The organism is Micromonospora sp. NPDC048842 (genome assembly GCF_040649935.1).
Classification (GTDB): Bacteria; Actinomycetota; Actinomycetes; order Mycobacteriales; family Micromonosporaceae; genus Micromonospora; species Micromonospora hortensis.
Genome location: NZ_JBEZGK010000005.1, coordinates 154,089 through 165,667, shown reverse-complemented (window position 1 = coordinate 165,667; position 11,579 = coordinate 154,089). Strand labels below are relative to the sequence as shown.

The following is an 11,579-nucleotide window of genomic DNA, read 5'->3' as shown; positions in this document are numbered from 1 at the left end:
GAGGTCGGTCCGCTGAGACTGGAAGCTGTCAGCCCTCGATGTCCCGAGGGTCGCGGCTGCGGGGGTAGGTGTTCTTCTCCCCGATAGTGCCGTCCTGCTTCTTGATCACGTGTTCGACGCCGCGGTCGGCCGCCATCTCGCGGCCCTGGGCCTGCGCGTCGGCCTTCACGTCATGCGTGCTGCTGGCGCGCTCCTGGCCCTCCGGCTTGTTCTTCCACTGCCCGTCCTCGTGGTACGTGTCGACGTCACCCTTGGCCATGGCCGGCTCCCTCCCTGCGTCTGCACTGTCCCCCCAATCAGTGCCCCGAGCCGGGCCGGGCAAACCGCCGTCCTCAGGAGACGGCGGGGCAGTTGTTGCTCACCCGCCGCAGGATCTGCTCGCGTTCGTCGGTGGTGATGCCCGACGGCGTGCCGTCGAAGTGAGTCTCGACCTTGTCCCAGCCGCGGCGCTGCTCGTAGTGCAGGTGCGGGGCCCCGGAGTTCCCGGTGCTGCCGAGCCGCCCGATCTGGTCACCCTGGGCGACCTTCTGACCGACGGTGACCAGCGGTGGTTCGAGCATGTGCAGGTACTGCGTCTCCCACTTGCCGCCGTGGTCGATCTTCACCCAGTAGCCGCCGCCGCGCCCCCGTGGACCCTCCGGGTTCTCCGGGGTCCGACCACCCAGCGAACCGTTGATGCCCGCCACAGCGACAGTGCCGGCGTACGAGGCGAGCACCGGCCGCCCCCACGTCTCACCCTCGACCGGGAAGAAGTCGACGTCGTAGTCGTCGTGACCGGGGTAGGTGCTGAGCTGCCACGTCTCGCCGCAGGTCACCGGCATCTGGAAGAGCGGGCGCGGCCCGGCCGGTCGCAGCATCGGCACCGCCACCACCGCGACACCCAGGACGGCCGCCGCCGCGACGAGCGCGAGCAGGACGCGGATGGCGCGGCTTCGAGGGCGGCGGTGGGAGCGGGATCTGGTGGGGCGACCGGTCGTCACCGGCCCGAGCATGGCAGATCCCGGCAACATCCCCGCTCCGAGGGCGCACCCCCACAGCCTTGACATTGCAGTCGCATCGCAAACGAGATACCGTCAGATGCAATGCAGTCGTATTGCAACGAGAGTGGGCTCCCATGCACGTGATCGCGTTGTCCGAGGTGACCGCCGCCATGACCGCCCTGGTCGGCGGTAAGGCGGCCGGGCTGGGCGAGCTGATCAGGCACGGCGAGCGGGTCCCCGACGGTTTCTGCGTCACCACCGAGGCACACCGGCTCGGCGTCGTGCCCACTGCCGAGGTCGTCGCCGCGTACCAGCGACTCGGCGCGGGCCCGGTGGCGGTGCGCTCCAGCTCGACCGCCGAGGACCTGCCGGACGCGAGCTTCGCCGGGCAGCAGGACACCGTCCTCAACGTCACCGGCACCGCCGAGCTGATCGCCGCCATCGAGAAATGCTGGGCATCGCTGCACGGTGACCGCGCGACCGCCTACCGCGACGCCCGCGGCATCGATCACCAGACGGTGCGAATGGCCGTCGTCGTGCAGCGCATGGTCACACCCGCGGTGGCGGGAGTGCTGTTCACAGCGAACCCGCTGACCGGGCGCCGCGACGAGATGGCCGTCGACGCCGCTGCCGGCCTCGGCACGACAGTGGTGGACGGCGCCGCCGCCGTCGACCACTACGTCCTCGACGACGTCGCGCGCACCGAGGCCGGTTGCCTGACGTCCGCGCAGCTGGCCCGCCTCCGCGCCACCGGCGAGCGGTTGCAGGCCCACTTCGGCGGCCCGCAGGATGTGGAGTGGGCGATCGACACGGACGACGTGCTGTGGCTCCTCCAGTCCCGGCCGATCACCAGCCTGTTCCCCGCCCCGCCGCTCAGCGAGAAGCCCCTCCCCCGCGTCTACCTGGAGTTCGGGCACGTTCAGGGCATGCTCCAACCGGTCACTCCGATGGGTATGTCGACACTGCGGACGCAGATCGCCGCGATGCTCGCCGCGCTCGGGGTACGGGTCGAGATCGTCGACATCGGCGGCCGCCTCTACGGTGACCTGACCGACCTCGCGCGCGACCGGTCGTCCCGCAAGCGACTGGTGAAGCTCCTGGCCGTCGACTTCGGGCCGCGCGCCCAGGCGGTGATGCAGCACGTGCTGGCGGATCCCCGGTTCGCCCCGACCAGCGGCGGCGCCCGGCGCGGTGGGGCACCGGGAGCCGCGTCGCTGCGGACGGCCCGCCGCGCGGTGGTGGGGATCCTGCGGGCGCTGGCCCGTCCCGAGGCCGCGCGGACCCGGATGTTCGAGGCGATCGAGCAGCTGAGGGTGAGCTCGGCAGCCCCCGCCGATCTGCGTACCACCGCCGACCGGCTGCGCTTCGTGCAGGCGCAGGACGACGACGCCGACGACAGCGCCGACGCGATCATGTGGCCGATCGTCGCCGGGATGCTCGCCGCCGCCCTGCCGACCGCGCTGCTCAAGGGCATCGCCGGCCCGGACGAGATCCACACTGTGCTCGGCGGCATGCCGCACAACGTCACCATCGAGATGGACCTGGCCCTGTGGCGGCTCGCCCAGGGCGTGGGCGACCACCGCCAGCTTCTCCTCGACACCCCGCCGGCCGAGTTGGCCGCACGCCACCTGCACGGGACGCTGCCCGACATCGGCATGGCGGCCTTCCTGGACACCTACGGGCACCGGGGCGTCGCCGAAGTCGACCTCGGAGTGCCGCGCTGGGCGGAGGACCCCACACCGGTCTTCGCCGCGGTCGTCAACTACCTGCGGGTGACCGATCCGCAACAGGGTCCCGACCAGCGCTTCCAGCGGGCCGCCTCAGCGGCGGAGACAGCGCTGGAGGAATTGGTCACCCGAGCTCGGCGTCGGCGGCCGGTGCGGGGCAGGATCGCCGGTTTCCTGTTGCGCCGGGCGCGGTCGTTGGCCGGCCTGCGCGAGGCCGGCAAGTTCGCCGGGCTGTACCCGCTGGGCGAGACCCGTCGCCAACTGCTGCTCATCGGCGCCGACCTGCACGCCCGCGGGTTGCTGGACCAGCCCGACGACATCATGTTCCTGACCCTCGACGAGGTGCACACGGTCGTACACCAGGGTGTTGACCTACGCGGCACCGTCACCGCCCGACGGGCCGTGCACGGCCGGGAGCTGCGGCGTCGGACGGTACCGGTGGCACTGCTCTCCGACGGTACGGATGTCGAGACCGTCCTGCCGGCGGCATCGACCGGCGACGGGACGCTCACTGGAGTGGGTGCGTCGGCGGGCCGGGTGACCGGCCCCGCCCGGGTGGTGCGCGACCCGGGCACCGCCCACGTCGAGCCCGGCGAAGTCCTGGTGGCCGCGACCACGGACCCGGGCTGGACCCCGCTGTTCCTCACCGCGTCGGCGCTCGTCACCGAGACCGGCGCGATCATGGCGCACGGCCCGACGGTGGCCCGTGAGTACGGCATTCCCGCCGTCATCTGCGTGCCGGACGCCACCCGGACCATCACCACCGGGCAGCTCGTCACGGTGGATGGCGGCGCCGGCACCGTCACGCTGCACCGACCCTCGGCCTCCGAGCGAGAAGGACGACAATGACCGACACGAAGACACCGACCAGGGCGCGGGTGGGCCCGCTGCTGCGCCGGGCGGCCGAGGCCGAGGCCGCGACGTGGCGCAGCCTGTACGTGTGGGCCCGGCGTCGTCCACTGCCGCTGGGGCCCGGCGACGAGCCGTTCGGCTACCTCGGGGTGGTCAGGCCGATCCTGGGCATCTTCATCGGCCTCTCGGTCGTGGAGATCCCGATCTTCGACGTGGTGGTCACCCACGTGGTGCCGTGGCGGCCCGCCCGCTGGATCGTGTTGGGCCTCGGCATCTGGGGTCTGCTCTGGATGATCGGCCTGTTCGCCAGCATGACGATCCACCCCCACGTCGTGGGTGACCGGGGCCTGCGGGTGCGGCTCAGCTGGGGCATCGACGTCTGGATCCCGTGGACCGAGGTCGAGGCGCTGCGCAAGCGCTACCGTTCGCTGCCGTCGAGCAAATCGGTGCAGGTCGAGCAGGAGGGCGACCGGCGGGTGGTGTCCATCTCGGTCGGCAGCCAGACCAGCATCGACGTCCTGCTGCGCCGGCCGCTGACCTTCGACCTGCCGAAGACCGGGTCCACGCCGGTCAGCGAGCTGCGACTGTACGCCGACGACCCGGACGGCCTGCTGCGCAGCGCGCGGGGCACTCCGGTGAGCCAGACCGTCAGCCGGTGACCGCCGCGCTGGCGGAGTCTCCGGGCCACCCACTGTGAAACGATCGAGGCCATGCCCAAGAAGGTCGATCACCAGGAGCGACGCACCCTCATCGCGGACGCGCTGATGCGGGTCGCCGCGGATCAGGGCCTGGAGGCCGTCAGCCTCCGACACGTGGCCGCCGAGGCCGGTGTGTCCGCCGGGATGGTCCAGCACTACTTCCGGACCAAGGACGAGATGATGGCGTTCGCGTTGAGCGTGGTGCGTGAGCGCAGCCAACTCCGGGTCACCGAGGCGGTGGCGCGGCTGGGCGAGAACCCCTCGCCTCGGCTGCTGCTGCGCACGATGCTCGCCGCGCTGCTGCCGCTCGACGAAGCCGCCCGCGACAACGGGCGGGTGGCGCTCGCGTTCCTCGCCTACACGGCGGTGCGACCGTCGGCCGCGCCCAGCCTGCACGAGGACACCGCGCAGTTCACCGGGTTCATCGCCAGCGTCCTGCCCGACCGCCACCGCGCCGCCGCCGCGGCCGGCCTGCTGGCGCTGATGGAAGGGCTCGGCGTCTACCTGCTGGGCGGGCAGTACACCGCCGAGCAGGCGCTGGGCGCGCTGGACGCCCACCTCGACCTGCTCTTCGACTGATCCCGTCGTAGCTGGCCGTTGGCCCCCGAACGAGGGGCGGCACCGACCAGGATGAGCGGATGAGCCGCGTCCACCGGGCCCGGCCGGTGCTGGTCGAGGAGGCACACCGGGCCACCACCTTCGAGATCTTCTTCGACCTGGTCCTGGTCTTCGCGCTGACGCGGCTCATCGGTTTCATGGCGGAGTCGCTGGGACCGCTCACCCTCTACCAGGGCCTGCTGCTCCTGCTCTGGTTCTGGTACGCGTGGAGCTGCTACGCCTGGCTGGGTAACCAGGTCCGCGCGGACAACGGCCCCGTGCTGGCCGGAATGCTCGCGGCGATGGCCGCCATCTTCGTGGCCGCCCTGGTGATCCCGGAGGCATGGCAGCGCCACGACGGCGCGTTGAGCCCGCCGCTCACACTGGCCATCGCCTACATCGTGGTCCGCGGGGTGCACCTCGCTCTGATGACCTACGCCTCGTCCGGCAACCCGCAGTACCGCCGGCAGACAGTGCGCTTCGCCGTGTCCACCACACTCGCCTGGGTTCCGCTCCTGGTGGGAGCCGTCCTCGGCGGGACCGCGCAGACAGTGCTGTGGACAGTGGCGTTCCTCGTCGACTACGGCGGCGGCCGGATCGCCACCGCCGCCAGCTTCGGCGAGGTCCGCAGCGGCGCCCACTTCGCCGAACGCCACGGTCTGGTGCTGATCATCGTGCTCGGTGAGTCCCTGCTGTCGGCCGGGGCCGGCGTGGGCCTGGCCATGATCGCCTGGCCGATGCTGGTGGCCGCGGTGTTCGGCTTCGCCGCGACCGTGTGCCTGTGGTGGCTCTACTTCGTGGGCGTCGCCCCGGAGGCCGCGAAGGTGCTGACCTCGGCCTCGCCGCGTACCCGACGCCGCCAGCAGTTGGCGTCGGACGCTTACACGCTGGCGCACCTGCCGCTGGTCGCCGGGGTCGTCTACTTCGCCCTGGGCATCCACCTGATCCTCGCAAGCCTGACGGATCAGCCTCGGCACCCCGCCGGGGAGCCGATGGGATGGCCGGCGACGACAGTGCTCTACGGCGGTGCCGCGCTCTACCTCATCGGTCGTCTGCTGTTCCTCCGGCTGACCGTCGGCGGCTCGCCGGGCCATCTCGTCGCGATCGGCGTCGTCCTCCTGCTGCTGCCGGTGTCCCGGATCCTGCCCGCGCTGGCCGCCCTCGGCCTGCTGACTGCCATCCTCACCGCCCTGGTCCTGTACGAGCGGCTGCCCCGGGCCGTCTGACCCCTCCCATGTCAGACGACCCGGGTCGACGTGTTCAGCTCGCCCTGGTGCCCCGCGCCTTCAGTCGGCGCAGCTCGTCGGCGGACATCAGCCAGGTGGAGTTCGTCGTGCCCAGGCCGAGGAGCACCTGGTCGAAGGTGTTGCCGTCGTTGTCGTCGGTGTAGCAGACGCTCACCTCGCCCCAGGGCGACGCGGCGACCGCGAAGTGCTCCTGGCGGCCCGTCGTGGTCTGGCTCAGCGCCTGGGCCGCCAGCCGGCCGGTGGACGTGCCGTCCGGGTTGAGGCCCCGCGCCCAGACGTCCGGATTGGCGCCGGACACCGTCCAGCCCACCACCACGTTGTCCTGGTCGTCGATGCCGACAGCGGGAGCGGTGGCGCCGGTGCCGGTGGAGACCGGAACCTCGTCGTGCCGGGCCGCGCCCGCGGCGGTGAACGATCGGGCCCAGACACCCCGGGTGCCGGTGTGGTCGGATTCCCACCCGACCGTGAAGCCACCGGCGAAGTTCGCCGCCACCGAGGCGCGCTGCTGCTGCCCGCCGCTCTGCGCGTTGGCCGTCCGCCGCGACAGCGCCACGGCACCGTTGGACCGGGCCAGCCGGGTCAGCCCGATGTTGTACGAGCCGTTCGCGTCGGCGTCCTCGTCCCAGACCACCAGCGCCTCGCCGGAGGCGGACACCGCGACGTCGGGACGGTGGTGCGCGCCAGTCGTCTGCGAGGCCGTCACCTCGTACGCCTTGGTGGTGGCGGTGGTGAAGCCGGCGGCCTTGACGGTGGCGGGAGCGGTGCCCTGCACGTCCTCCCAGACCACTGTGAAGCCGACGGCGGCGGCGTTGGTGGGCGCGCCGTCCGGGTCGACCGACACCTTCGGCCAGATCTGCTGCCCGGCGTCGCTGGCGTTGGCCTGCCCCGAGCCGAGCACCGCGCCGGTGGGTGACACCACCCGGTACTGGATGTTGAAGACGCCGTTGCCGTCACCGTCGGCGGCCCAGACCACCACGGCGTTGCCCCGGTCGTCGAGCCCGACGTCGGGGCTGAGGTGCCGCCAGGCGGCCCCGCTGGTTCCCCCGGTGGAGAGCTTCAACTCGTACGCGGGGGTGCCGTCGCGGAACAGCCGCAGGTAGGTCTCGCTGTGGGTGTCGTCCTCCGGTGCGGTGCTGTCCCGGTCGTCCTCCCAGACCACTGCGACGTGGCCGTTGCGGTTCATGGCGATGGACGGCAGGTCCTGGTCGCCCGTGGCGACGCTGTTCGCTGTGGTCCAGGTGACCGCCTCGGCGGTCATCGCGGTCGGGCCGAGAACCACGCTCGGGACCAGCAGGGACGCGGTGAACAGTGCGGTGATCGCTGTCATGGTGGCTCTCTCCCTTACCCGGCCTGCAGGCCGGGCTGGCCGTCGAGGATGACGAACGAACGCACCGTGGACGCCGCCGCGCCGTGCTCGGTCACGGAGTTCACAGCGCGGAAGTCCGCGCGGACCTGGCTGCGGCTGATCGTGGTACGGACGTAGCCGCGCCGGTCCGAGTAGAACTTCAGGTGCGGGTTGGCCGCCGCGTTCGGGACCGTGGTGCTGCCACTGCCGTTGCCGGTCGAGCTGATCGAGGTGCAGACCAGCTCGGTGCCGACGGTGGCCGAGGAGGGGTTGGCGTAGTCGGCCTTGAGGTCGTTGGCCCACGACCGGTGCACGTCGCCGGTGAGCACCAGCGGGTTGCGCACCCCACGCTGCTGCCAACCGTTCTGGATGCGGCTGCGGGAGGCCCGGTAGCCGTCCCACACGTCCATGCTCGCCGCCCCGTTCGCGTCGAGCTGCTGGGCGAAGAAGACCTGCTGGCCGAGGATGTCCCAGGTGCCGTAGCGCTGGGCCAGCCCGTCGAGCAGCCACGCCTCCTGGGTGGCGCCGGTCAGCGACCGGGAGGCCAGGTCCGCGTCGGCGCAGACCTTCCAACCATCGCCGCAGGCCTGGTCGTCGCGGAACTGGCGGGTGTCGAGCATGTGGAAGGTGGCGAGTTGTCCCCACCGGACCCGTCGGTACAGCGGGATGCTGTTGCCGATGGCGGCGGACGCCGGTCGCAGCGGCATGTTCTCGTAGTAGGCCCGGTACGCGGCGGTGCGCCGCGCGGTCCACTGGGCGGCGGTCAGCGTCGGGCTGCTGTCGTTGCGGACCATGTTGGCGTAGTTGTTCTCCACCTCGTGGTCGTCCGGGACCACCAGCCAGGGTGCCGCCGCGTGGGCCGCCTGCAGGTCGGGGTCGGACTTGTACAGCGCGTACCGGCGGCGATAGTCGGCCAGCGAGACGATCTCGGAGCCGACGTGCTGCCGCACAGTGGAGCTGCCGACGCCGCCCTCGTAGATGTAGTCACCGAGGTGCAGGATCAGGCCGGGGTTGTCCTCGGCCATCCTCCGGTACGCCGTGTAGTAGCCGGCCTCGTAGTGGGCGCAGGAAGCGAAGGCCATCACCAGGTCACGGCCGAAGGCGCTGGGCGCCGGGGCGGTCCGGGTCCGCCCGACCGGCGAGATCTGGCCCTGGGCCCGGAACCGGTAGTAGTAGTCGGAGTCGGCGGCGAGCCCGCCCGCGATGGCGTGCACGGAGTGCGCGTCGGCGTACCGGGCGACCACCGAGCCGGAGGCGACCAGCGAGGTGAACCGGTCGGTGGTGGACACCTGCCACTCCACTGTCACGTCGGCGTTGGCCATGCCGCCCTGCCCGTCGGCATTGAGCGGGGAGGGTGCCAGCCGGGTCCAGAGGACCACGCTGTCGGGAGCCGGATCACCGGAAGCGACACCAAGTTTGAAGGGGTACGGCACCGCGGCGCGGGCACCCTGGCGGGGTGTCACAGCGACTCCGGCGGTCACCAGTCCACCGAGGACGAAGATGCGACGGCTCAGCCTTTTCATGGTCAACAGCCTCGGGAACGTCGATGAACGGCAATGACTGCGGGGCGGAATCCGACATGACGGAATGCTGTCCACGCCAAGGCGTTCAGGTGTCCGGACCGCCGGGGGCGGGGATCGGACCGTCAGGTGAGCGGGGAGGGCGACTCCGCGCCGGGGATCACCAGCGTCGGCGTGCCGGACCCGTCCGCCGGAACGCTCCAGACGTCGGGCTGGCCGTCGTCCCGACGCAGCGCGTAGGCCAGTCTTCCGTCGTCCAGCCACGCGGCCTGGTCATCGACGCTACGGACCTCGGCGGTCGGGGTGACCCGCATGCTCGACAGGTCCAGGACCGACAGCCGCCAGCCCTTCGCCGGATCGGCGTCGACCGCCTCCTTGAACGCGAGCCGGGCGCCGTCCGGTGACAGCGACGGGCACTCGACGTTCTCCTTCAGCGTCTCGACAGTACGAGCCGCGAGGTCGCCCCGGACGAGGTACCGCCTACCACCGGTCGCCATCGTCGCGTAGAAGCTGTTGTCGTCGGCGGTGAAGGTGACGCCCCAGTAGTTGACGTCCGCGTTGCGATAGCCCCGGCCGTTCCGGGTGATCGCGAACTCTTCGAGCGAGGCCACAGTGGTGCCGGTACGGGTGTCGAGGATCCCGGTGCGGGTGGAGAAGCCACTGGAGGTGTACGAGTCGCCACCGACGAACGTCGTCCAGGAGACCATCCGGCCGGACGCCGAGACCCGGGCCCGGTTCGGCAGCCCTGGCACACTGACCGCCTTCGTCTGGCGCAGCGTCGCGTCGAGCACGACAACCTGGTACGACCACGCGGTCTCCGGCTTCAGACAGACCCCGGTGCCGGCCGCCGCGTACACCCGGAGGCACTCCAGGCCGGCGACGGTGCGCGGCCCGGCCGGGTCGGTCGCGGCGACCGTGGAGACGTGCCGGTCGGTGATCGCCAGCAGGCGGGGCCCGGGTGCCAGGGTGACCGCCTGCTCGCCGCTGGCGGGTGGCGGCGTCCGGGGAGCCTGCGCGGCAGTGGCGGCGTAGCCGGCCGCCACCGCGCCCAACAGCACGGCCGAGGCGACCACCACGCCGAGCTTCCCTCGGGTCGACATCGCGGTCATCGGGGCACCTTCCGGGTGGTGAGTCGGGACGGGGAGGCCAGCAGGAGCAGCGTGCCGACCAGGACGCCGGCGACGGCCACGGCCGCCACGCGAATCGCGTTCTCCGGCCCCCACGCCTGCCAGGCCAAACCGAACAGCACTGAGGAGACGAGGTACGCGAGGGCCTGCCCGGTCTGCACCAACGCGATTCCGGTGGTCCGCAGGCGCGCCGGCAGCACCGGACCGGCGAGCGCGATGAGCACGCCGTCGGTGGCCGCGTAGAAGGCCCCGTACAGAGTCAGCGCCAAGGCGATCAGCGGCCAACCGTCGACCGGGCCGGCCAGCAGCAGGTACGTCGCACCGAGGGCGGTGTAGCCGCCGATCACCACGGGCAGGCGACCGATCCGGTCGGCGAGTACGCCGAGCGGAGCGGCGAGCAGTAGGTACGCCAGGCTGGTCCCCACCGCGAGCAGCGGGAACCAGCGCAGGCCAAGGTCCATCCGGCGTTGCAGCAGCAGGTAGACGAAGCCGTCGCCGATGGTGGCCAGCCCGAGCATCGCGGCGGCCAGCACCAGCCGCCGGGCCGGGCCGTCGCGCAGCAGCCCGAACGCCTCGCGGACGGAGACCTTCGGGTCGTTGGTCTCGTCCGCCGTCTCGCCGTTCGCCGTCTCGCCGTCCGCCGTCTCGCCGGGCGGGTGCTCCCGGACGAAGAGCACGAGCACCACGACGGCCAGGGCCGCGATGCAGAAGCTGGTGACGAAGACCGCGTCGTACGACTGCCCGACGACCAGCAGGACCGCGAACGCGGCGAGCGGCCCGAGGAACGCGCCGACGCTGTCCATCGCCCGGTGCACCCCGAACGCCCGACCCAGCGCCTCGGGTGGCGTGGAGAGCGTGATCAGCGCGTCGCGCGGCGCGCTGCGAACACCCTTGCCGAGCCGGTCGACGGCGATGACGGCGCCGATCGCCGGGATCGAGCGACCGGCGAGCAGCAGGCCGAGCTTCGCGACCGCCGACAGCGCGTAGCCGATGCCGGCGATCAGCTTGCGCCGCCGGAACCGGTCGGCGGCGAAACCACCGACGACCCGCAGCAGTGCTGTGGCGCCGGTGTGGACGCCGTCCAGCACACCGAAGGCCACCGGGCTGAGGTGAAGGCCCAGCACCAGATAGAGCGGAAGGACCGCGGCCACCATCTCGGCCGACACGTCGGTGATCAGACTGACAGTGCCGAGCGCGACGACGTTGCCGCTGACCATCGCGAGCCGACGGCGTCGGGGCCCCGACCCGGGTTCCTCGGCGACCGGTCGGGAGACCGTCGACAGGTACACGAGCATCTCCTCTGATCGACAGTCGACGGGCAGCCATCGTCCGTACTCAGTGGAGAGGGCACAACGGACCGCGGGTGGCATCCGGGCGAGGGTCGGGTGAACGGGCTGACAACACCGAGGTGTTCGCCTGCCGGGACGCACTGTTCATCCGCCCGTCGCCCGCCGGCTCATCGACCTTCCTACATTCCTTGCGCTTC

The 11,579-nt window shown here is 71.7% G+C and carries 10 protein-coding genes; 4 read left to right on the top strand and 6 right to left on the bottom strand.

Features of this window, described 5'->3' with window-relative positions:
* Positions 1-28: 28 nt before the first annotated feature.
* A complete protein-coding gene (locus tag AB0C19_RS09580; RefSeq protein ID WP_091401205.1) occupies positions 29-259 on the bottom strand; it encodes a DUF2188 domain-containing protein in 231 nt (76 codons plus the stop codon).
* Between the two features lie 73 nt (positions 260-332).
* Entirely contained in the window at positions 333-992 is a 660-nt protein-coding gene (locus AB0C19_RS09575) for a M23 family metallopeptidase (RefSeq protein WP_357182019.1), read from the bottom strand.
* Positions 993-1,114: 122 nt separating this feature from the next.
* Here AB0C19_RS09575 and AB0C19_RS09570 point away from each other — a divergent pair, with 122 nt between their 5' ends.
* The 4 genes from AB0C19_RS09570 to AB0C19_RS09555 are packed head-to-tail and all read left to right on the top strand — an operon-like array spanning position 1,115 to position 6,080.
* Entirely contained in the window at positions 1,115-3,556 is a 2,442-nt protein-coding gene (locus AB0C19_RS09570) for a PEP/pyruvate-binding domain-containing protein (RefSeq protein WP_357182016.1), read from the top strand.
* Positions 3,553-4,218, top strand: coding sequence for a hypothetical protein (locus AB0C19_RS09565; RefSeq protein WP_357182013.1), 666 nt, complete (start codon positions 3,553-3,555; stop codon positions 4,216-4,218). The genes AB0C19_RS09570 and AB0C19_RS09565 overlap by 4 nt, the downstream gene beginning before the upstream one ends.
* A 51-nt stretch (positions 4,219-4,269) precedes the next feature.
* Complete coding sequence (locus tag AB0C19_RS09560) at positions 4,270-4,836, top strand: TetR family transcriptional regulator C-terminal domain-containing protein (RefSeq protein WP_357182009.1); 567 nt, start codon at positions 4,270-4,272, stop codon at positions 4,834-4,836.
* A gap of 59 nt (positions 4,837-4,895) precedes the next feature.
* Positions 4,896-6,080: a low temperature requirement protein A gene (locus AB0C19_RS09555; protein ID WP_357182006.1), complete on the top strand. Its 1,185-nt coding sequence runs from the start codon at positions 4,896-4,898 to the stop codon at positions 6,078-6,080.
* Positions 6,081-6,114: 34 nt separating this feature from the next.
* Here AB0C19_RS09555 and AB0C19_RS09550 read toward each other — a convergent pair whose 3' ends face one another.
* From AB0C19_RS09550 to AB0C19_RS09535, 4 genes are all read right to left on the bottom strand, one after another.
* The gene (locus AB0C19_RS09550; RefSeq protein ID WP_357182002.1) at positions 6,115-7,428 is read right to left on the bottom strand and encodes a hypothetical protein; all 1,314 of its coding nucleotides are present in this window, start codon (positions 7,426-7,428) and stop codon (positions 6,115-6,117) included.
* 14 nt (positions 7,429-7,442) lie between these two features.
* Positions 7,443-8,969, bottom strand: coding sequence for an alkaline phosphatase D family protein (locus AB0C19_RS09545; RefSeq protein WP_357181999.1), 1,527 nt, complete (start codon positions 8,967-8,969; stop codon positions 7,443-7,445).
* A 122-nt stretch (positions 8,970-9,091) separates the two neighbouring features.
* Positions 9,092-10,075, bottom strand: a complete 984-nt coding sequence (locus tag AB0C19_RS09540) for a hypothetical protein (protein ID WP_357181996.1) — start codon at positions 10,073-10,075, stop codon at positions 9,092-9,094.
* Positions 10,072-11,382 (bottom strand): MFS transporter, encoded by a 1,311-nt coding sequence (locus AB0C19_RS09535; RefSeq protein WP_357181993.1) that lies wholly within the window; start codon positions 11,380-11,382, stop codon positions 10,072-10,074. The genes AB0C19_RS09540 and AB0C19_RS09535 overlap by 4 nt, the downstream gene beginning before the upstream one ends.
* Positions 11,383-11,579 lie beyond the last annotated feature (197 nt).

Coding starts and splice junctions, on each gene's coding strand:
- AB0C19_RS09580 (WP_091401205.1), bottom strand. CDS start 259: ATGGCCAAGGGTGACGTCGACACGTACCACGAGGACGGGCAGTGGAAG.
- AB0C19_RS09575 (WP_357182019.1), bottom strand. CDS start 992: ATGCTCGGGCCGGTGACGACCGGTCGCCCCACCAGATCCCGCTCCCAC.
- AB0C19_RS09570 (WP_357182016.1), top strand. CDS start 1,115: ATGCACGTGATCGCGTTGTCCGAGGTGACCGCCGCCATGACCGCCCTG.
- AB0C19_RS09565 (WP_357182013.1), top strand. CDS start 3,553: ATGACCGACACGAAGACACCGACCAGGGCGCGGGTGGGCCCGCTGCTG.
- AB0C19_RS09560 (WP_357182009.1), top strand. CDS start 4,270: ATGCCCAAGAAGGTCGATCACCAGGAGCGACGCACCCTCATCGCGGAC.
- AB0C19_RS09555 (WP_357182006.1), top strand. CDS start 4,896: ATGAGCCGCGTCCACCGGGCCCGGCCGGTGCTGGTCGAGGAGGCACAC.
- AB0C19_RS09550 (WP_357182002.1), bottom strand. CDS start 7,428: ATGACAGCGATCACCGCACTGTTCACCGCGTCCCTGCTGGTCCCGAGC.
- AB0C19_RS09545 (WP_357181999.1), bottom strand. CDS start 8,969: ATGAAAAGGCTGAGCCGTCGCATCTTCGTCCTCGGTGGACTGGTGACC.
- AB0C19_RS09540 (WP_357181996.1), bottom strand. CDS start 10,075: ATGACCGCGATGTCGACCCGAGGGAAGCTCGGCGTGGTGGTCGCCTCG.